The sequence below is a fragment of the Fusobacteria bacterium ZRK30 genome, from assembly GCA_024628785.1.
GTDB lineage: Bacteria > Fusobacteriota > Fusobacteriia > Fusobacteriales > Fusobacteriaceae > Psychrilyobacter.
Window position 1 is genome coordinate 596,348 of sequence record CP102405.1, and the last position, 21,171, is coordinate 617,518.

Annotated in this window: 11 protein-coding genes, 2 tRNA genes, 6 rRNA genes and 1 pseudogene; 19 read left to right on the plus strand and 1 reads right to left on the minus strand. The window is 39.6% G+C overall.

The genetic code is table 11. From position 1 onward, the window contains the following. Window positions 1-10: 10 nt before the first annotated feature. The 3 genes from rpmD (at window position 11) to secY (ending at window position 2,164) form a co-directional block, all read left to right on the plus strand. Window positions 11-193: a 50S ribosomal protein L30 gene (gene rpmD, locus NRK67_07945; GenBank protein ID UUV19365.1), complete on the plus strand. Its 183-nt coding sequence runs from the start codon at window positions 11-13 to the stop codon at window positions 191-193. Beyond that, complete coding sequence (rplO, locus tag NRK67_07950; GenBank protein UUV19366.1) at window positions 193-699, plus strand: 50S ribosomal protein L15; 507 nt, start codon at window positions 193-195, stop codon at window positions 697-699. Before rpmD ends, rplO begins: the two co-directional genes overlap by 1 nt. A gap of 184 nt (window positions 700-883) precedes the next feature. After that, the gene (gene secY / locus NRK67_07955; protein ID UUV19367.1) at window positions 884-2,164 is read left to right on the plus strand and encodes a preprotein translocase subunit SecY; all 1,281 of its coding nucleotides are present in this window, start codon (window positions 884-886) and stop codon (window positions 2,162-2,164) included. 72 nt (window positions 2,165-2,236) lie between these two features. On the opposite strand, the gene NRK67_07960 is transcribed toward secY, so the two are convergent. Next, window positions 2,237-2,902 (minus strand): cyclic nucleotide-binding domain-containing protein, encoded by a 666-nt coding sequence (locus NRK67_07960; GenBank protein UUV19368.1) that lies wholly within the window; start codon window positions 2,900-2,902, stop codon window positions 2,237-2,239. Between the two features lie 75 nt (window positions 2,903-2,977). On the opposite strand from NRK67_07960, the gene NRK67_07965 reads away from it, so the two are divergent. The 16 genes and pseudogenes from NRK67_07965 to mraY all read left to right on the plus strand — a co-directional run bounded on the left by NRK67_07965 (window position 2,978) and on the right by mraY (window position 21,078). Further along, the gene (locus NRK67_07965; GenBank protein ID UUV19369.1) at window positions 2,978-3,394 is read left to right on the plus strand and encodes a DMT family transporter; all 417 of its coding nucleotides are present in this window, start codon (window positions 2,978-2,980) and stop codon (window positions 3,392-3,394) included. Between the two features lie 33 nt (window positions 3,395-3,427). Next, window positions 3,428-3,877: a DMT family transporter gene (locus NRK67_07970; GenBank protein ID UUV19370.1), complete on the plus strand. Its 450-nt coding sequence runs from the start codon at window positions 3,428-3,430 to the stop codon at window positions 3,875-3,877. 183 nt (window positions 3,878-4,060) lie between these two features. Next, a pseudogene (sufC, locus tag NRK67_07975) lies at window positions 4,061-4,612 on the plus strand (Fe-S cluster assembly ATPase SufC). Window positions 4,613-4,623: 11 nt separating this feature from the next. Further along, a complete protein-coding gene (gene sufB, locus NRK67_07980) occupies window positions 4,624-6,168 on the plus strand; it encodes a Fe-S cluster assembly protein SufB (protein UUV19371.1) in 1,545 nt (514 codons plus the stop codon). Window positions 6,169-6,178: 10 nt separating this feature from the next. Further along, window positions 6,179-6,607 (plus strand): SUF system NifU family Fe-S cluster assembly protein, encoded by a 429-nt coding sequence (locus tag NRK67_07985; GenBank protein UUV19372.1) that lies wholly within the window; start codon window positions 6,179-6,181, stop codon window positions 6,605-6,607. 513 nt (window positions 6,608-7,120) lie between these two features. Then, window positions 7,121-8,639: ribosomal RNA gene (locus tag NRK67_07990) — 16S ribosomal RNA — on the plus strand. 286 nt (window positions 8,640-8,925) lie between these two features. Next, window positions 8,926-11,868 (plus strand): 23S ribosomal RNA (locus tag NRK67_07995). Window positions 11,869-11,951: 83 nt separating this feature from the next. Beyond that, window positions 11,952-12,068, plus strand: a 5S ribosomal RNA gene (rrf, locus tag NRK67_08000). A 24-nt stretch (window positions 12,069-12,092) separates the two neighbouring features. Next, window positions 12,093-12,168, plus strand: a tRNA-Lys gene (locus NRK67_08005). A gap of 672 nt (window positions 12,169-12,840) precedes the next feature. Further along, window positions 12,841-14,358 (plus strand): 16S ribosomal RNA (locus NRK67_08010). 286 nt (window positions 14,359-14,644) lie between these two features. Beyond that, window positions 14,645-17,588: ribosomal RNA gene (locus NRK67_08015) — 23S ribosomal RNA — on the plus strand. A gap of 83 nt (window positions 17,589-17,671) precedes the next feature. Continuing rightward, window positions 17,672-17,788, plus strand: a 5S ribosomal RNA gene (rrf, locus tag NRK67_08020). The 16S, 23S and 5S rRNA genes sit together here with 2 tRNA genes alongside, the layout of an rRNA operon. Before the next feature lie 24 nt (window positions 17,789-17,812). Then, window positions 17,813-17,888, plus strand: a tRNA-Lys gene (locus NRK67_08025). Window positions 17,889-18,080: 192 nt separating this feature from the next. Continuing rightward, window positions 18,081-18,656 carry a D-glycero-beta-D-manno-heptose 1,7-bisphosphate 7-phosphatase gene (gmhB, locus tag NRK67_08030; GenBank protein UUV19373.1) on the plus strand — a complete coding sequence of 192 codons (576 nt, stop codon included), beginning with the start codon at window positions 18,081-18,083 and terminating at the stop codon, window positions 18,654-18,656. A gap of 41 nt (window positions 18,657-18,697) precedes the next feature. Next, window positions 18,698-19,993 (plus strand): UDP-N-acetylmuramoyl-tripeptide--D-alanyl-D-alanine ligase, encoded by a 1,296-nt coding sequence (locus tag NRK67_08035; GenBank protein ID UUV19374.1) that lies wholly within the window; start codon window positions 18,698-18,700, stop codon window positions 19,991-19,993. A gap of 11 nt (window positions 19,994-20,004) precedes the next feature. Further along, window positions 20,005-21,078 carry a phospho-N-acetylmuramoyl-pentapeptide-transferase gene (gene mraY / locus NRK67_08040; protein ID UUV19375.1) on the plus strand — a complete coding sequence of 358 codons (1,074 nt, stop codon included), beginning with the start codon at window positions 20,005-20,007 and terminating at the stop codon, window positions 21,076-21,078. Window positions 21,079-21,171: the final 93 nt, after the last annotated feature.

Sequence of the window (21,171 nt, forward strand, 5' to 3'; positions counted from 1 at the left end):
TAGCAAAGACATGGCAAAATTATTAGTTAGACTTGTTAAGAGTCCGATTGGAAGAAAACCAAGACACATTGCTACATTAAAATCTTTAGGTTTAAAAAAAATAGATGATGTAGTAGAACACAACGATACAGCAGATATCAAAGGTAAATTACACCAAATTGGATATATGCTTAACGTTGAGGAGGTAAAATAATGAAATTAAATGAATTACAACCTTCTGTTCCTAGAAAAGATAGAAAAAGAGTTGGAAGAGGAATGTCTTCTGGTACTGGTAAAACATCTGGAAAAGGACACAATGGACAAAAATCAAGATCTGGTTCTGGATCAAGCTTAAGAGCTGGATTCGAAGGTGGACAAATGCCTTTAATCAGAAGAGTTCCTAAGAGAGGATTCTCAAACTTCAGATTCAAGAAAGAATTTGCAATCATTGATTTAGATATCTTAAACTTATTTGAGGAAGGAACTGAAGTTTCTCCAATCATGTTAGTTGAAGCTGGAATAATCAAAGATGTTAAATCTGGAATCAAGTTATTAGGAAGCGGAACTTTAAACAAGAACGTATCAGTTGTTGTTAATAAAGTATCTGTATCAGCACAAGCAGCTGTAGAAGCTAACGGTGGAACTGTTACAGTTCATACTGTTAAATCTTTTAAAGATGTAGCTGGAAACGCTAACAAGCACGCTAACAAAACTAAATAAGTTTTATTGGCTTAATCAAAGGGTCTGCAATTTTGCAGACCTTTTGTAATATAGAACTAATAACAATTAGATGATTTAGAATATATTAAAAAGAAAAAAAATGTGCTATACTTATAGTATCCGTATTTTTAGGGAAATATATATATACTACACACAATTATATTGTGCAACAAGGGGTGGACAGATGTCGTTATATGATCAATTTAATGCCAAGCTCGAGGCTGTAATGAATACGCCTGAACTTAAAAAAAGAATAATTTATACGTTGTTGATGTTTTTAGTAGCTAGAATAGGGACATTGATTCCAGTTCCGGGAGTAGACCTAGAGAGATTAGCTTCTATGGTAAATAATAACAGTGTTTTAGGATTTATAAACATGTTTTCAGGAGGAGCTTTCCAAAGGGTATCTATCTTTGCACTAGGAGTAATGCCATATATCAATGCTTCGATTGTAATGAGTTTATTAGCGGTTATTATACCAAAATTAGATGAAATTCAAAAAGAAGGGGAATCTGGAAGAAGTAAGATGACTCAATGGACTAGATATTTAACAATAGTAATCGGTTTTATACAAGCTTTTGGTGTGACTATGTGGTTACAATCTATGGGACTTGTTATGACACCTGGATTTATGTTTGTGATGACAACTGTAATTACAGTAACAGCTGGTACTGTATTCCTTATGTGGGTAGGTGAGCAAATTTCAATTAAAGGAATAGGTAATGGTATTTCACTTATTATCTTCTTAAATGTAATTGCCAGAATGCCTTCAGGAGTTATTCAAACGATACAAACTATGCAAGGAAATAAATTTTTAATACCTGTTTTAATAGCTGTAGCAGCATCTGCACTATTAACTGTAGGAGGAATAGTAGTATTTCAATTGGCACAGAGAAGAATCCCTATCCACTATGTAGGAAGAGGATTCCAAGGGAAAGGAAATGCTGCAAACAGTAGTTTCTTACCTGTAAAATTAAATTCAGCAGGAGTAATGCCGGTAATCTTTGCATCTGTAATAATGATGATACCATCGTTACTAGTGAACTCACTGCCATCAACTATGCCATACTATGCTTTAATTAATAGGATGTTAGGAAGAAATCATCCTGTGTATTTGATTCTATACGCAGTATTAGTAATCTTTTTCTCATTCTTCTACACAGCTATGATGTTTGACCCGGAAAAAATTGCTGATAACCTAAAGCAGGGTGGAGGAACAATTCCTGGGATCAGACCTGGAAATGAAACTGTAGAATATTTAGAAAAAGTAATAACTAGAATTACTTGGGGTGGAGCTGTATTTTTAGCTGCTATAGCAGTATTACCTGCCTTTATATTTACAGCAGCAGGACTGCCTGTATTCTTTGGTGGAACTGGAATAATCATCGTTGTAGGGGTAGCACTAGACACTGTACAACAAATTAATGCTCATTTAGTAATGAAAGAGTATAAAGGATTTATATAAAGGTAAAAAAAGGTTCTAAGATGAAAAATCTTAGAACCTTTTTTAGTGATTTGAAAAATTATAGTTTTCAAATCATTCCTTTATTGCATACTTATAGAGTAATTTTTTATTTAATATGTGTATAGATTGTCCCTCTTTTTCTATTATATTTTCAGTGTATAGTTCACTGAGGATCCTCCTCACATGCCGGGGAGTAACTCCTAGATAATCCGCGATCTCTTGAGTTTTAAAGTTATTTATTTTGTCTTTATCGCTAATTTCAATAAGACATGTGACTAACCTGTTTTTTATAGGATAAAGTATAACCTGAGAAAATTTTTTTGAGGTTTTAATCAATTTATCGGAGACAGATTGACTTAAAAGACGATAGAGTTCGTCTGAGATCGTGATTTCATGGATCTTACTTATAGGAATAGCAATGAGGAGACACTCTATAATAGCCTCTACATTATGATAGATATTTTTTTGCTGAATAAACTCAACATCACCAATGAAATCATAGGGTTTAGAAAAATCCAATAGCATAAAATTACCTTCATTATTTAAAAGAAAAATTTTGACCTTTCCATAAACTAATATATGTAGATATTTACATCTATCCTGGGTAAAGTATATAGATTCACCTTGTTCAAAACAATGAAGTTCCAGGTGGTCTATAGCATTTGGCTTAAATATATGGGACATATTAACTTTTTCAATATAGAATTTTAATTTTTTTATGTCATGTATTTTTTTCATAGGAACCTCCTTGGGGACAATTGTCCGCTTGAAACTTGCTGAGAATTGTTAAACTTATTTATAGGGGGGATAATAATGGAAGGAATTATGGTGCTTGCATCAGGGATGCTGATAGCAATAATGCTGGGGATAAATGGAAGTTTAGCAAATCTGGTAGGGAATAACATGTCTGTTTTTTTAATACATTTTACGGGACTTATTGTGATTTGTCTAGGGATTTTACTCAAAGGAAAAAAAATTAGATATTCTAAGGAGCTGCCTTTATATTTCTATTTTACAGGTTTTTTAGGGGTAGCTGTAGTTGCCTGTAATGTGGCTACATTTAAAAATATAGGTATTTCTAATACTATAGCTTTAGGTTTGACAGGACAGGTGTTTTTTTCGGCATTGATAGATCATTATGGATTATTTAATCGGGAAAAGAATAAGATAGGAAGGCATAAAATAGTAGGATTTGTATTTATTTTTATAGGGATATGTCTGGTAGTATAAAAATTATTAATTGAATATGAAAAGGGGTGAAAAGTGTATTATTTAATGGCGTTTTTAATAGGGGGGATAATTATATTTCAGATGATGATTAATTCAATTCTGTCATGCAGGCTGGGAAAATTAAATGGGATATTTTATAATTTCTTTACAGGAAGTCTCCTCATGGGAATATTTTATATTTTTAATATAACTGATTTTAAAGAAGGGGCAGAAAAAATCTTTGATGGAGACCTTTGGATGTTTGGAGGAGGTATTTTAGGAATCCTAATATTATCTATGTGTAACTATGCTATACCCAGGATGACAGTGGTATATGCTACATTATTCATAATGGTGGGGCAGTTAGTTACAGGAAATATAATGGAGTATATTATGACTGGGGATCTATCGATGAAAAAAATATTAGGATGTACCTTTATTTTGACAGGGGTTATGTATGACATAGGTATGGAAAAAATAAAAAAATCTAAAGCTCTAATATAAATAAGTAAAAAATCTAAAAACCACTGAACTATGAGGTTGTCATGGCTTAGTGGTTTTTTTGTATGTAAAAACTAACATTTTTAAAATGGGAGCTTATAAATAAAAGTTGATGCAGTTACTAAAGAATACTATAATAATTCTTGAATGCAGAAGTAAAGAATATGGATGTATAAAATGTCAACATTATTGGAGATAAAAGGGTTAAAATCAAAAGCAGATGAAAAAGCTAAAGCTGGAATATTTCTTTCATTTCAATACCCGGAGGAGATCCCTGGACTTACAGTGGAGGATTTTTTGAGAGCTTCAAATGGTTCAATAACAGGAAAAAGACAATCAATAACAGGGTTTAGAAAAAAATTACATACAATGATGGAAGAACTGCATATAGATAAATCTTATGGAGACAGGCATTTGAATGTAGGGTTTTCTGGGGGAGAGAAAAAGAAAAATGAAATTCTTCAAATGGCTATCTTAGAACCAAAGGTGGCTATCCTAGATGAAACAGATTCGGGGCTGGATATTGATGCAGTCAGGATCGTATATGAAGGTGTAGAAAAGTTAAGAAATGAAAATAATGCAATTATAGTAATCACTCATTATAACAAGGTACTTCAATACTTAAAGCCTGATCATGTACACATATTACACGATGGGAGAATTGTAAAATCTGGTGGGGTTGAGTTGGCTCATGAGATTGAAAAAGATGGTTTTGAAGAAATAAAAAGGGCATTTTAGGGGTGAAAAAAATGGAAACAAGAACGCATGTAGAAGATGTAGATAGAGGAATATATGATGTTATAGATAAAGAAAATCACAGTTATAAGAGTAAAAAAGGGTTAACTGAAGAGATTGTGGTGGAGATGTCAAAAGAGAAGAAAGAACCTCAATGGATGCTGGATCTCAGATTAAAATCACTAAGAATTTACAATAAAAAACCTATGCCAACTTGGGGAGCAGATCTTTCAGAGCTGGATATAGATGGGATAATTCACTATGTAAAGCCTGATACAGAACTAAATGAATCCTGGGAAGAAGTGCCCAGTGATATAAAAAATACCTTTGATAGATTAGGAATACAGGAAGCTGAAAAAGCATCTCTGGCAGGGGTAGGAGCTCAGTATGACTCAGAAGTTGTATATCATAAAGTAAATAAAGAGTTGGAAAAATTAGGAGTAATCTACACAGACATAGAAACAGCTGTAAAAGAACATGAAGAGATAGTAAAAAAATACTTCATGAAACTGATAACTCCTAACGATCATAAATTTTTAGCCCTTCACGGAGCAGTCTGGTCGGGAGGATCATTTGTATATGTGCCAAAGGGTGTTCATGTAGAACTGCCTTTACAATCATATTTTAGACTGAATGCTAAGGGGGCGGGCCAATTTGAACACACGATGATAATAGTAGAAGAGGGAGCCAGTCTCCACTTCATAGAGGGCTGTTCAGCACCAAAGCATACTGAACAGGCACTTCATGCTGGAGCAGTAGAGTTATTTGTAAAAAAAGGAGCTAAACTAAGATATTCGACTATTGAAAATTGGTCTAGAAATATGTATAACCTGAATACTAAAAGGTGTGTAGTAGAAGAAGATGGAATTATTGAATGGATTTCTGGTTCATTTGGTTCAAAGGTTTCTATGTTATACCCAATGAGTATTTTAAAGGGAGAGAGAGCCAGATGTGAATTTACAGGTATAAGTTTTGCTTCTACAGGCCAGTACCTGGATACTGGTGCCAAGGTAGTCCATGTAGCTCCTTATACAATTTCTATAGTAAACTCTAAGTCTATTTCAAAGAATGGAGGTAGGGCATTTTATAGGGGATTGTTAAAAGTGGCTCCTAATGCTCACTCTGTGAAAGCAACAGTGAACTGTGAATCGCTGATGCTGGATAATATATCAAAATCCGATACTGTACCTACAATAGAATTATTAAATGACCAGGTAGATATCGGACTAGAAAACATTAGTTCTTATGAAGATGACATTTTAAACTATGCTGTAGGAAAATTAAAGGGTTTAGAAGAGATAACGTTATATTGTGACGCTGTTTCTCGTAAAACGCCGGTTATAGCATTTAATGTAGAGGGGGTTCATCCCCATGATGTGGCTCAAGTGCTGGATTTAAAAAATGTGGCTATCAGGACAGGGCATCATTGTACTCAGCCGCTAATGAAGTATTTGGAGATACCATCATGTTGCAGGGCTAGCTTTTCAATCTATAATACTTATGAAGATGTAGATAAATTAGTTGAAGGGTTGTATAAAGTAATTAGTTACTTTAGATAGGAGGAAGAAAATGGATTTAGATAAAATTTATACTGAAGTTATTATGGATCACAATAAGAGCGGGCATAATAAAAGAGAGTTAGAAAATCCTGATTATACAGAGAGAGGTCATAATCCAAATTGTGGAGATGACTTTACAATTCAATTAAAAATTGAAAGAAATAAAATAGTAGATGGTGGGTTTGCAGGAGTAGGGTGTGCTATCTCTACAGCTTCAGCCTCAATTTTATTTGATTTAATAATTGGAAGAGAAGTACAGGACGGGAAAAGGATAGTAGAGAACTTCTTGAAAAAGATAAAACAAGAAGAGATCAGTGAAGGTGATAGGGAAGAATTAGAAGATGCTGGGTTGTTAGAGAATATATCTAATATGCCGGGGAGAGTAAAATGTGCTACATTAGCCTGGAATGGAGTGAAAGTTATCTTCGAAAAATTATAAATATTGATCTGATACAGTGTGAAAAACCTTCAATTGTTATAAAAGGTCGTTTTAATTATATATTTCTCTGCTGCTGAATAACATTGGGGTTATTCAGTAGCAGAGAAATAAAAAAGTTTTTTAATATTTTTTATAGGCGATAACACATGTGTTTTATCGACTGTATATCAATAAATTAAGTTGTTGTAGAAGGTGTGGGCGGGTTTTTAGTTCTATTTCAAAAAATGTTTTGGGAAGAACACGATAAAAAAACAAAAAAAGTGTTGACGAAAAGTTGTAAACGCGGTATACTTCTTCTTGTCCGCGAGGGAAAGCGAAAGTGACTTGAAGCGAGACAAACAACAGGACATTAGCAATTAAATAGAGAAAGAAAGTGTAAATTAAAAACTCAATTGTCGTTTGAAACTTTGTTTTCAAACAATCGATTAAGGTGTACAGTGGAATGAACCACTATAAAAATAATTATCTTTTAATAGATAGCTAAACTTCATTTATGAAGTTAGGATATAAATTTGAATGTAGAGTTTGATCCTGGCTCAGGATGAACGCTGACAGAATGCTTAACACATGCAAGTCGACTGGAATTCTTCTTCGGAAGATAGTACGGTGGCGGACGGGTGAGTAACGCGTAAAGAATTTGCCCTTCAGACTGGGACAACTAATCGAAAGGTTAGCTAATACCGGATATTATGAGATCTTGGCATCAAGAACTTATGAAAGCTATATGCGCTGGAGGAGAACTTTGCGTTCCATTAGGTAGTTGGTAGGGTAATGGCCTACCAAGCCGACGATGGATAGCCGGCCTGAGAGGGTGAACGGCCACAAGGGGACTGAGACACGGCCCTTACTCCTACGGGAGGCAGCAGTGGGGAATATTGGACAATGGACCAAAAGTCTGATCCAGCAATTCTGTGTGCACGATGAAGGTCTTCGGATTGTAAAGTGCTTTCAGGTGGGAAGAAGAAAGTGACGGTACCACCAGAAGAAGCGACGGCTAAATACGTGCCAGCAGCCGCGGTAATACGTATGTCGCAAGCGTTATCCGGAATTATTGGGCGTAAAGCGAGTCTAGGCGGCTTGTTAAGTCAGATGTGAAAATGCGGGGCTCAACTCCGTATTGCGTTTGAAACTGGCAGGCTAGAGTACTGGAGAGGTGGGCGGAACTACAAGTGTAGAGGTGAAATTCGTAGATATTTGTAGGAATGCCGATAGTGAAGACAGCTCACTGGACAGATACTGACGCTAAAGCTCGAAAGCGTGGGGAGCGAACAGGATTAGATACCCTGGTAGTCCACGCCGTAAACGATGTTCACTGGGTGTAGGGGGTCGAACCTCTGTGCCGAAGCTAACGCGATAAGTGAACCGCCTGGGGAGTACGCACGCAAGTGTGAAACTCAAAGGAATTGACGGGGACCCGCACAAGCGGTGGAGCATGTGGTTTAATTCGACGCAACGCGAGGAACCTTACCAGCACTTGACATACAACGAACTCGTCAGAGATGACTTGGTGCCGCTTCGGTGGAACGTTGATACAGGTGGTGCATGGCTGTCGTCAGCTCGTGTCGTGAGATGTTGGGTTAAGTCCCGCAACGAGCGCAACCCCTATCGTATGTTACCATCATTAAGTTGGGGACTCATGCGAGACTGCCTGCGACGAGCAGGAGGAAGGTGGGGATGACGTCAAGTCATCATGCCCCTTATGTGCTGGGCTACACACGTGCTACAATGGTTGGTACAGAGAGCAGCAATACGGCGACGTGGAGCAAATCTCAGAAAGCCAATCTTAGTTCGGATCGCAGTCTGCAACTCGACTGCGTGAAGTTGGAATCGCTAGTAATCGCGAATCAGCAATGTCGCGGTGAATACGTTCTCGGGTCTTGTACACACCGCCCGTCACACCACGAGAGTTGGTTGCACCTAAAGTAGCAGGCCTAACCATTTATGGAGGGATGTTCCTAAGGTGTGATTAGCGATTGGGGTGAAGTCGTAACAAGGTATCCGTACCGGAAGGTGCGGATGGATCACCTCCTTTCTAAGGAGCACTTTATGAGACCATGCAAATGGTATTACATAAAGAATATTTATACTGCTCTTTCTCTATTTATTTGGTAATGTTCTCTTTTTTGAGAGAAAATACCAGTTGGACATTGAAAACTATATAGTAATGAAATAATAAATTAACAATTTTATTAGATCTTCAGTTACACGAGAGTGTAACAATAATTAACGAAGAGTTAGAAATAACTGAACGATAATTAGATTTCAAAAATTCTAAAAACAAATTAAGCAAAAAATATTAAAATTCTATTTTAATAATAGGTTAAGAAATTAAGGGCGCACGGAGAATGCCTTGGTAGTAAGAGCCGATGAAGGACGTGATAAGCTGCGATAAGCTAAGACAAGCTGCAATTGAGCGTAATAGTCTTAGATTTCCGAATGGGTAAACCTACTAGTTTGAAGAACTAGTGTGGAAACGGGAACCGGATGAACTGAAACATCTAAGTAATCCGAGGAGAGAAAGTAAAAACGATTCCCTAAGTAGCGGCGAGCGAACGGGGAAGAGCCCAAACCGAACAAGTGTGATAGCATGCAGGCGTTGCTTGTTGGGGGTAGTGGGATACAGAGCGGCAGAACTGCAAGGTATGCGCTTGACTAACAAAGGTACTAGAATGAACTGGAAAGTTCAACCGTAGAAGGTGATAGTCCTGTATAGGGAACTTATGTTAGCAAGTCACTGTAATCCCAAGTAGCACGGGACACGAGAAACCCTGTGTGAATCAGCGAGGACCATATCTCGTAAGGCTAAATACTCTTACTAACCGATAGTGAATAGTACCGTGAGGGAAAGGTGAAAAGAACCCCGGGAGGGGAGTGAAATAGAACCTGAAACCGTGTGCTTACAAGCGGTCAGAGCAGAGCCTTCGGGCGTGTGATGGCGTGCCTTTTGGAGAATGATCCTGCGAGTTACGATCAATGGCGAGGTTAAGTATAACGGAGCCGAAGGGAAACCGAGTCTGAATAGGGCGAATTAGTCGTTGGTTGTAGACGCGAAACCTGGTGATCTATGCCTGTCCAAGATGAAGCTGTGGTAAGACACAGTGGAGGTCTGAACCCACCGTCGTTGAAAAGCCGGGGGATGAGGTAGGTATAGGGGTGAAAAGCCAATCGAACCAGGAGATAGCTCGTTCTCTCCGAAATGCATTTAGGTGCAGCCTTGATTGTTTAAATATGGGGGTAGAGCACTGAATGGTCTAGCGGGCATATTGCTTAGCGAAATCAATCAAACTCCGAATACCATATTTCAAGAGATCAGGAGTGAGACTATGGGTACTAAGATCCATGGTCAAAAGGGAAACAGCCCAGACCACCAACTAAGGTCCCAAATTATATCTAAGTGGGAAAGGAGGTGGAGATTCTGAAACAACCAGGATGTTGGCTTAGAAGCAGCCATACATTTAAAGAGTGCGTAATAGCTCACTGGTCGAGAGTCTCTGCGCCGACAATGTAACGGGGCTAAGATATAAACCGAAGTTGTGGAGTATACACTATGTGTAGACTGGTAGGAGAGCGTTCCGTAGGCCGTTGAAGGATAAGGGGTAACCCAATCTGGAGGTATCGGAAGTGAGAATGCAGGAATGAGTAGCGAGAAAGAGGGTGAGAATCCCTCTCGCCGGAAAACCAAGGTTTCCAGAGTAAAGCTTGTCTTCTCTGGGTAAGCCGGGACCTAAGCCGAGGCTAGATTGCGTAGGCGAATGGAAAGCAGTTTAATATTACTGCGCCACTGTAATTTGTTTGAGAGATGGAGGGACGCAGAAGGGTATGTGCGCAGACTGTTGGATATGTCTGTGTAAGCATGTAGGATGGAACCGCAGGAAAATCCACGGTTTTAGATCTGAGGTGTGATGCGGAGTGTTTGTAATGAACACGAAGGTACAAATCCCACGCTGCCGAGAAAAGCTTCTATTGAGAATTATAGTGCCCGTACCGTAAACCGACACAGGTGGTTAGGATGAGAAATCTAAGGCGTACAGGCTAACTCTCGCTAAGGAACTCTGCAAAATGGCCCCGTAACTTCGGGAGAAGGGGTGCCATTAAAGGTGATAAATACACGCGATTTTGAGCTTTTGATGGCCGCAGTGAAGAGATTCGAGCAACTGTTTAGCAAAAACACAGGTCTATGCTAAGCTGAAAGGCGATGTATATGGGCTGACACCTGCCCAGTGCCGGAAGGTTAAGAGGAGGGTTTAGCGACTCAAATTGAAGCCCCGGTGAACGGCGGCCGTAACTATAACGGTCCTAAGGTAGCGAAATTCCTTGTCGGGTAAGTTCCGACCTGCACGAATGGTGTAATGACTCGAATGCTGTCTTGGCGGGAGGCCTGGTGAAATTGTACTACCGGTGAAGATACCGGTTACCTACAGTAGGACGGAAAGACCCCGTGGAGCTTTACTATAGCTTGGTATTGGGTTGAGATGTTATGTGTATAGGATAGTTGGGAGACTGTGATTATATGGCGCTAGCTGTATATGAGTCGCTGGTGGAATACCAACCATATAACATTTTGATTCTAATCTGTGATGTGTAATCATGGAGACAGTGCTAGGTGGGTAGTTTGACTGGGGCGGTCGCCTCCGAAAGAGTAACGGAGGCGTTCAAAGGTTCCCTCAGGTTGGATGGAAATCAACCGAAGAGTGCAATGGCATAAGGGAGCTTGACTGTGAGATAGACACATCGAGCAGGTGCGAAAGCAGGACATAGTGATCCGGTGGTTCCGAATGGAAGGGCCATCGCTCAACGGATAAAAGCTACCCCGGGGATAACAGGCTGATTTTGCCCGAGAGTCCATATCGACGGCAAAGTTTGGCACCTCGATGTCGGCTCATCGCATCCTGGGGCTGGAGAAGGTCCCAAGGGTTGGGCTGTTCGCCCATTAAAGCGGTACGTGAGCTGGGTTCAGAACGTCGTGAGACAGTTCGGTCCCTATCCACTGTAGGCGTAAGAATATTGATGAGATCTGTCCTTAGTACGAGAGGACCGGGATGGACAAACCTCTAATGTACCAGTTGTCATGCCAATGGCATAGCTGGGTAGTCACGTTTGGAATGGATAACCGCTGAAAGCATCTAAGCGGGAAGCCAACTCAGAGATAAGTATTCTATCATTGATAAGTCACCTTCGAGACTAGGAGGTTGATAGGTTGGGGGTGTAAGGGCTGTGAAGTCTTTAGCTGACCAATACTAATATGACGAACACTTTACCTAAAGTAAATGATTTTTAGAAAGTTAATTTATGAAACATTATTATATAGTTTTGAATGTTTAACAATATTCAATAAGAAAGTAAGCTTGGTAAGAAAAGCTACGGGGGTACACCTGGTCACATTCCGAACCCAGAAGTTAAGTCCGTAAACGCCGAAAGTACTTAGGGGGCAGCCCCTTGGGAGGATAGGAACTTGCCAAGTCTTTTTTATTTTTTGTAAAAATATGCGCCACTAGCTCAGCTGGTAGAGCACTCGACTTTTAATCGAGTTGTCACAGGTTCAAACCCTGTGTGGCGCACCATAACCAATATAAATATCGGAGTCATCAATTAATTTTGATGGCTTTTTTTATGTATATGATCAAAAATAAAGAAAAAAAATTCTCTGGATCTACCTTTGAAACACCTGCACCATAAAATATTTTGATTATTTTTCATAAAAAACTAATGTTTATTTGTATTAAAGAGAGAAAAGAACTTGATAAAAACCTTTAATTTTCTATTTGCTCTTTGTTAGGTGAAAGATCCTGTGTAAATAAAATAACGTTTCAGTTATTAACTTGGGGGAGGAATTTAAATTTTTTTAATGTTTTTTAGAGGCGATAACGTATGTGTTTTATCGGCTGCAAGTCAATAAAAATAAGTGTAAATAGAGGGTGTTCGTGTTTGGATGCCTATTTTGGGGAATGTTAAAAAAAAATTCAATAAAAAAACAAAAAAAGTGTTGACGAAAAGTTGTAAACGCGGTATACTTCTTCTTGTCCGCGAGGGAAAGCGAAAGCGACTTGAAGCGAGACGAATAACAGGACATTAGCAATTAAATAGAGAAAGAAAGTGTAAATTAAAAACTCAATTGTCGTTTGAAACTTTGTTTTCAAACAATCGATTAAGGTGTACAGTGGAATGAACCACTATAAAAATAATTATCTTTTAATAGATAGCTAAACTTCATTTATGAAGTTAGGATATAAATTTGAATGTAGAGTTTGATCCTGGCTCAGGATGAACGCTGACAGAATGCTTAACACATGCAAGTCGACTGGAATTCTTCTTCGGAAGATAGTACGGTGGCGGACGGGTGAGTAACGCGTAAAGAATTTGCCCTTCAGACTGGGACAACTAATCGAAAGGTTAGCTAATACCGGATATTATGAGATCTTGGCATCAAGAACTTATGAAAGCTATATGCGCTGGAGGAGAACTTTGCGTTCCATTAGGTAGTTGGTAGGGTAATGGCCTACCAAGCCGACGATGGATAGCCGGCCTGAGAGGGTGAACGGCCACAAGGGGACTGAGACACGGCCCTTACTCCTACGGGAGGCAGCAGTGGGGAATATTGGACAATGGACCAAAAGTCTGATCCAGCAATTCTGTGTGCACGATGAAGGTCTTCGGATTGTAAAGTGCTTTCAGGTGGGAAGAAGAAAGTGACGGTACCACCAGAAGAAGCGACGGCTAAATACGTGCCAGCAGCCGCGGTAATACGTATGTCGCAAGCGTTATCCGGAATTATTGGGCGTAAAGCGAGTCTAGGCGGCTTGTTAAGTCAGATGTGAAAATGCGGGGCTCAACTCCGTATTGCGTTTGAAACTGGCAGGCTAGAGTACTGGAGAGGTGGGCGGAACTACAAGTGTAGAGGTGAAATTCGTAGATATTTGTAGGAATGCCGATAGTGAAGACAGCTCACTGGACAGATACTGACGCTAAAGCTCGAAAGCGTGGGGAGCGAACAGGATTAGATACCCTGGTAGTCCACGCCGTAAACGATGTTCACTGGGTGTAGGGGGTCGAACCTCTGTGCCGAAGCTAACGCGATAAGTGAACCGCCTGGGGAGTACGCACGCAAGTGTGAAACTCAAAGGAATTGACGGGGACCCGCACAAGCGGTGGAGCATGTGGTTTAATTCGACGCAACGCGAGGAACCTTACCAGCACTTGACATACAACGAACTCGTCAGAGATGACTTGGTGCCGCTTCGGTGGAACGTTGATACAGGTGGTGCATGGCTGTCGTCAGCTCGTGTCGTGAGATGTTGGGTTAAGTCCCGCAACGAGCGCAACCCCTATCGTATGTTACCATCATTAAGTTGGGGACTCATGCGAGACTGCCTGCGACGAGCAGGAGGAAGGTGGGGATGACGTCAAGTCATCATGCCCCTTATGTGCTGGGCTACACACGTGCTACAATGGTTGGTACAGAGAGCAGCAATACGGCGACGTGGAGCAAATCTCAGAAAGCCAATCTTAGTTCGGATCGCGTCTGCAACTCGACTGCGTGAAGTTGGAATCGCTAGTAATCGCGAATCAGCAATGTCGCGGTGAATACGTTCTCGGGTCTTGTACACACCGCCCGTCACACCACGAGAGTTGGTTGCACCTAAAGTAGCAGGCCTAACCATTTATGGAGGGATGTTCCTAAGGTGTGATTAGCGATTGGGGTGAAGTCGTAACAAGGTATCCGTACCGGAAGGTGCGGATGGATCACCTCCTTTCTAAGGAGCACTTTATGAGACCATGCAAATGGTATTACATAAAGAATATTTATACTGCTCTTTCTCTATTTATTTGGTAATGTTCTCTTTTTTGAGAGAAAATACCAGTTGGACATTGAAAACTATATAGTAATGAAATAATAAATTAACAATTTTATTAGATCTTCAGTTACACGAGAGTGTAACAATAATTAACGAAGAGTTAGAAATAACTGAACGATAATTAGATTTCAAAAATTCTAAAAACAAATTAAGCAAAAAATATTAAAATTCTATTTTAATAATAGGTTAAGAAATTAAGGGCGCACGGAGAATGCCTTGGTAGTAAGAGCCGATGAAGGACGTGATAAGCTGCGATAAGCTAAGACAAGCTGCAATTGAGCGTAATAGTCTTAGATTTCCGAATGGGTAAACCTACTAGTTTGAAGAACTAGTGTGGAAACGGGAACCGGATGAACTGAAACATCTAAGTAATCCGAGGAAGAGAAAGTAAAAACGATTCCCTAAGTAGCGGCGAGCGAACGGGGAAGAGCCCAAACCGAACAAGTGTGATAGCATGCAGGCGTTGCTTGTTGGGGGTAGTGGGATACAGAGCGGCAGAACTGCAAGGTATGCGCTTGACTAACAAAGGTACTAGAATGAACTGGAAAGTTCAACCGTAGAAGGTGATAGTCCTGTATAGGGAACTTATGTTAGCAAGTCACTGTAATCCCAAGTAGCACGGGACACGAGAAACCCTGTGTGAATCAGCGAGGACCATATCTCGTAAGGCTAAATACTCTTACTAACCGATAGTGAATAGTACCGTGAGGGAAAGGTGAAAAGAACCCCGGGAGGGGAGTGAAATAGAACCTGAAACCGTGTGCTTACAAGCGGTCAGAGCAGAGCCTTCGGGCGTGTGATGGCGTGCCTTTTGGAGAATGATCCTGCGAGTTACGATCAATGGCGAGGTTAAGTATAACGGAGCCGAAGGGAAACCGAGTCTGAATAGGGCGAATTAGTCGTTGGTTGTAGACGCGAAACCTGGTGATCTATGCCTGTCCAAGATGAAGCTGTGGTAAGACACAGTGGAGGTCTGAACCCACCGTCGTTGAAAAGCCGGGGGATGAGGTAGGTATAGGGGTGAAAAGCCAATCGAACCAGGAGATAGCTCGTTCTCTCCGAAATGCATTTAGGTGCAGCCTTGATTGTTTAAATATGGGGGTAGAGCACTGAATGGTCTAGCGGGCATATTGCTTAGCGAAATCAATCAAACTCCGAATACCATATTTCAAGAGATCAGGAGTGAGACTATGGGTACTAAGATCCATGGTCAAAAGGGAAACAGCCCAGACCACCAACTAAGGTCCCAAATTATATCTAAGTGGGAAAGGAGGTGGAGATTCTGAAACAACCAGGATGTTGGCTTAGAAGCAGCCATACATTTAAAGAGTGCGTAATAGCTCACTGGTCGAGAGTCTCTGCGCCGACAATGTAACGGGGCTAAGATATAAACCGAAGTTGTGGAGTATACACTATGTGTAGACTGGTAGGAGAGCGTTCCGTAGGCCGTTGAAGGATAAGGGGTAACCCAATCTGGAGGTATCGGAAGTGAGAATGCAGGAATGAGTAGCGAGAAAGAGGGTGAGAATCCCTCTCGCCGGAAAACCAAGGTTTCCAGAGTAAAGCTTGTCTTCTCTGGGTAAGCCGGGACCTAAGCCGAGGCTAGATTGCGTAGGCGAATGGAAAGCAGTTTAATATTACTGCGCCACTGTAATTTGTTTGAGAGATGGAGGGACGCAGAAGGGTATGTGCGCAGACTGTTGGATATGTCTGTGTAAGCATGTAGGATGGAACCGCAGGAAAATCCACGGTTTTAGATCTGAGGTGTGATGCGGAGTGTTTGTAATGAACACGAAGGTACAAATCCCACGCTGCCGAGAAAAGCTTCTATTGAGAATTATAGTGCCCGTACCGTAAACCGACACAGGTGGTTAGGATGAGAAATCTAAGGCGTACAGGCTAACTCTCGCTAAGGAACTCTGCAAAATGGCCCCGTAACTTCGGGAGAAGGGGTGCCATTAAAGGTGATAAATACACGCGATTTTGAGCTTTTGATGGCCGCAGTGAAGAGATTCGAGCAACTGTTTAGCAAAAACACAGGTCTATGCTAAGCTGAAAGGCGATGTATATGGGCTGACACCTGCCCAGTGCCGGAAGGTTAAGAGGAGGGTTTAGCGACTCAAATTGAAGCCCCGGTGAACGGCGGCCGTAACTATAACGGTCCTAAGGTAGCGAAATTCCTTGTCGGGTAAGTTCCGACCTGCACGAATGGTGTAATGACTCGAATGCTGTCTTGGCGGGAGGCCTGGTGAAATTGTACTACCGGTGAAGATACCGGTTACCTACAGTAGGACGGAAAGACCCCGTGGAGCTTTACTATAGCTTGGTATTGGGTTGAGATGTTATGTGTATAGGATAGTTGGGAGACTGTGATTATATGGCGCTAGCTGTATATGAGTCGCTGGTGGAATACCAACCATATAACATTTTGATTCTAATCTGTGATGTGTAATCATGGAGACAGTGCTAGGTGGGTAGTTTGACTGGGGCGGTCGCCTCCGAAAGAGTAACGGAGGCGTTCAAAGGTTCCCTCAGGTTGGATGGAAATCAACCGAAGAGTGCAATGGCATAAGGGAGCTTGACTGTGAGATAGACACATCGAGCAGGTGCGAAAGCAGGACATAGTGATCCGGTGGTTCCGAATGGAAGGGCCATCGCTCAACGGATAAAAGCTACCCCGGGGATAACAGGCTGATTTTGCCCGAGAGTCCATATCGACGGCAAAGTTTGGCACCTCGATGTCGGCTCATCGCATCCTGGGGCTGGAGAAGGTCCCAAGGGTTGGGCTGTTCGCCCATTAAAGCGGTACGTGAGCTGGGTTCAGAACGTCGTGAGACAGTTCGGTCCCTATCCACTGTAGGCGTAAGAATATTGATGAGATCTGTCCTTAGTACGAGAGGACCGGGATGGACAAACCTCTAATGTACCAGTTGTCATGCCAATGGCATAGCTGGGTAGTCACGTTTGGAATGGATAACCGCTGAAAGCATCTAAGCGGGAAGCCAACTCAGAGATAAGTATTCTATCATTGATAAGTCACCTTCGAGACTAGGAGGTTGATAGGTTGGGGGTGTAAGGGCTGTGAAGTCTTTAGCTGACCAATACTAATATGACGAACACTTTACCTAAAGTAAATGATTTTTAGAAAGTTAATTTATGAAACATTATTATATAGTTTTGAATGTTTAACAATATTCAATAAGAAAGTAAGCTTGGTAAGAAAAGCTACGGGGGTACACCTGGTCACATTCCGAACCCAGAAGTTAAGTCCGTAAACGCCGAAAGTACTTAGGGGGCAGCCCCTTGGGAGGATAGGAACTTGCCAAGTCTTTTTTATTTTTTGTAAAAATATGCGCCACTAGCTCAGCTGGTAGAGCACTCGACTTTTAATCGAGTTGTCACAGGTTCAAACCCTGTGTGGCGCACCATAGCTAATGTAAATACAGAGTCATCAATTAATTTTGATGGCTTTTTTTGTTATATTTTTATGAGTATTAAAAAAAGTAGATACAAAAATATGAAAATTATAGAAGAAATGTCTATTTTTTAAATAAAATCTGTTATAAAGTGCAAAAATTTTATATAATATAAGGGATGAAAATTATAATGGGAGGATTCTTGTGAAAAAGTGTGTTTTTTTGGATAGAGATGGAAATATAAACGTTGAAAAAGATTATCTTCATAAAGTAGAAGAGTTTGAATTTATAGATGGAGCGAGGGAAGCGATAAAAATATTCAATGATCTAGGTTATTTAGTTGTGGTAGTGACAAATCAGTCTGGGGTAGCCAGAGGTTATTATGATGAAAATAGTGTGAAAACTTTGCATGATTATCTTCAAAAAGAAGTTGAAAAGATAGGAGGGCATATAGATGGATTTTATTATTGCCCGCACCACCCAGAAAAGGGGATAGGTGAATATAAATTAAATTGTAACTGCAGAAAACCTGAACCCGGGATGTTTTTAGAGGCACAAAAAGACTTAAATATAGATTTTTCGTCTTCAATTATGGTAGGGGATAAGGTAAGTGATATAAAAGCAGGGGAAAACTTAGGAATGAGATCTATCCTGGTAAGAACAGGTCATGGATTAGAAGAGGAGAAAAAAGTAAAAAACTCTTGTGAAGTCCACGAAAATCTGTATGAATTTGCAAAGGAACTGGATAGAGAGTCAAAAACTCACCGTAAGAATGATTGAGTTAAAGGGTAAAAATTGTTATAATAAGGAGATATATAAGTATGCATAGATTAAAGTTTTTTAACGAAATGTTTCCAAATAAAAAACATCTTAAAGGGATTGAAATAGGAGAAATTCTTATAGATAGCAGGAAGGTAAAAAAAAATGATATTTTTATCGGAATAAGGTCTGGAAATAAATATGTTGAAGATGTATTGGAAAAAGGTGCTTGTTTGGTGTTTTATGATGATATAAATATTAAAATAGAGGATGAGAGAGCAGTCTATGTAGAAAATAGTATCTTATTCTTACAGGAATTAGCTAAAAAATACAGGGAAAGTTTGGATGTAACAGTTGTAGGAATTACTGGGAGTGAAGGAAAGACTTCTACAAAGGATATCCTCTATTCTATCTTATCGAAAAGATACAAGGGGAAGAAGACTCAGGGGAACTACAACAATCATATAGGTCTGCCACTGACCCTCCTACAGCTAGAGGAAGATGACAAGTTTATAGCTTTAGAGATGGGAATGAGTAACTTAGGTGAGATAAGACGATTAGGAGAGATAGCCGCTCCGGATTATGCTGTAGTGACCAATATAGGGGATTCTCACTTAGAGTTTTTAGAAAATAGAAATAATGTTTTTAAAGCAAAAACAGAGATTTTTGAATTTGTAAAACCAGAATTTAGAGTGGTTTATGGAGATGATCCTTATTTTAAAGGTGCAGAAGCTATAAGAGTAGGGAAAAATGAAAGTAATAGTTACATTATAAAGGAATTTTGCCAGGATAAAAAAGGCGGAGAATTTAAACTATCTTTTTCAGGTGAGGTGATGGAAGTGCAAACGAACCTATATGGGGAGTATAACTCTATCAATATAGCCTTAGCTATGACAGTAGCTCTAAAGATGGGAGTATCCAAGGAAGAAATTTTAGATGCCTGCAAAGATCTGAAGCTGACAGGGATGCGATTTGAAAGAGTTGAAAAAGATGGAAAAATTTTTATAAATGATGCTTATAATGCCAGTCCGATAGCTATGAAAGTATCCTTAGAAACTTTTGATGAAATTTTTAAAGGTGATTACAAGGTGGCTGTATTAGGGGATATGCTGGAATTAGGAAAAGAAAGTGGTAAGCTTCATGAAGAGTTGTCTGAAACTATAGAAAATTTAGATTTAGATGAGGTCTATTTAGTGGGAAAAGAGATGAAGAATTTATATATAAAATTGGACCATAAAAAATGTTTTTATTTTGAGACTGTGGAAGAAATAAGAGACAGAATAAAGTTGGTAAAAGATGAGGCTGCAGTATTTTTAAAGGCTTCGAATGGTATTTGTTTGAATAAAATTTTAGATTAGGAGATTGGTAGATGTTATATTATTTGGCGGAAAAGTATGAAAGTTTAACGTATTTAAAATCGATTTATTTGAGAGGTTTCCTGGGGTTTGCCATATCACTTATGATTGTGATGATCTTAGGAAAACCATTTATAGCTTATTTAAGGAAGGAAAAAATAGGAGACGAAGCAAAGGATGTAGGGCCGGAAACACATTTTACAAAGACTGGGACTCCTACAATGGGAGGAGTCTTGATAGTCTTCTCTGCAACAATAACTAATTTAATTGTGGGAAATCTGACCAATAAATTTAATTTGATGTTGCTTCTGTGCATGCTTTTATTCAGTGGGATAGGTTTCCTAGATGATTATAGAAAGTTAACAATCTGTAAAAAAGGTTTGTCAGGTAGAAAAAAGATGATTGGACAGGCGTTAATAGCAATCCTGACTTGGTTGTTTATAATTAAATTTGGAATATCGGAAACGGAGTTAGATTTTGGAATAATGAATCCATTTTCAAAGAACTATCTGTATATAGGAGCAGTTCCACTACTAGGGTGGATACTCTTGGTATTGATAGGAAGCTCAAATGCTGTAAATATAACAGATGGATTGGATGGGCTAGTGATAATGCCGGTAATTATAGCAGCGTCTATTCTAGGGCTGATAGCGTACTTTACAGGGCATATAGAGTTAAGTCAGCATTTTGATCTTTACTATATAGCAGGAACAGGGGAAATCACCGTATTTTTAACCGGTTTAATAGGAGCAGGGTTAGGATTTTTATGGTTCAATTTCTATCCAGCTGAAATATTTATGGGAGATACAGGTTCTCTGATGTTAGGTGGATTATTAGGGGTAGTTACAATATTTTTGAGACAGGAACTACTGTTTCTTTTAATTGGTTTTGTATTTGTAGTAGAAGCAGTATCTGTAATATTACAAGTAGGTTCATATAAGATGAGGAAAAAAAGGATATTTAGGATGGCTCCTATCCATCACCACTTTGAATTACAAGGTTTAGCAGAAACTAAGGTAACTATTAGATTTTGGATAATAGGATTATTGTGTGGTATAGGAAGTTTGATAATACTAAAATTAAGATAAGAAAATATTGATCAGAAAGGATAGAGAAATAGAAGTTTTACGGGGAATTTCCTATAACTTCATATTCTCTGTTCTTTATGATGAAATAGAGGC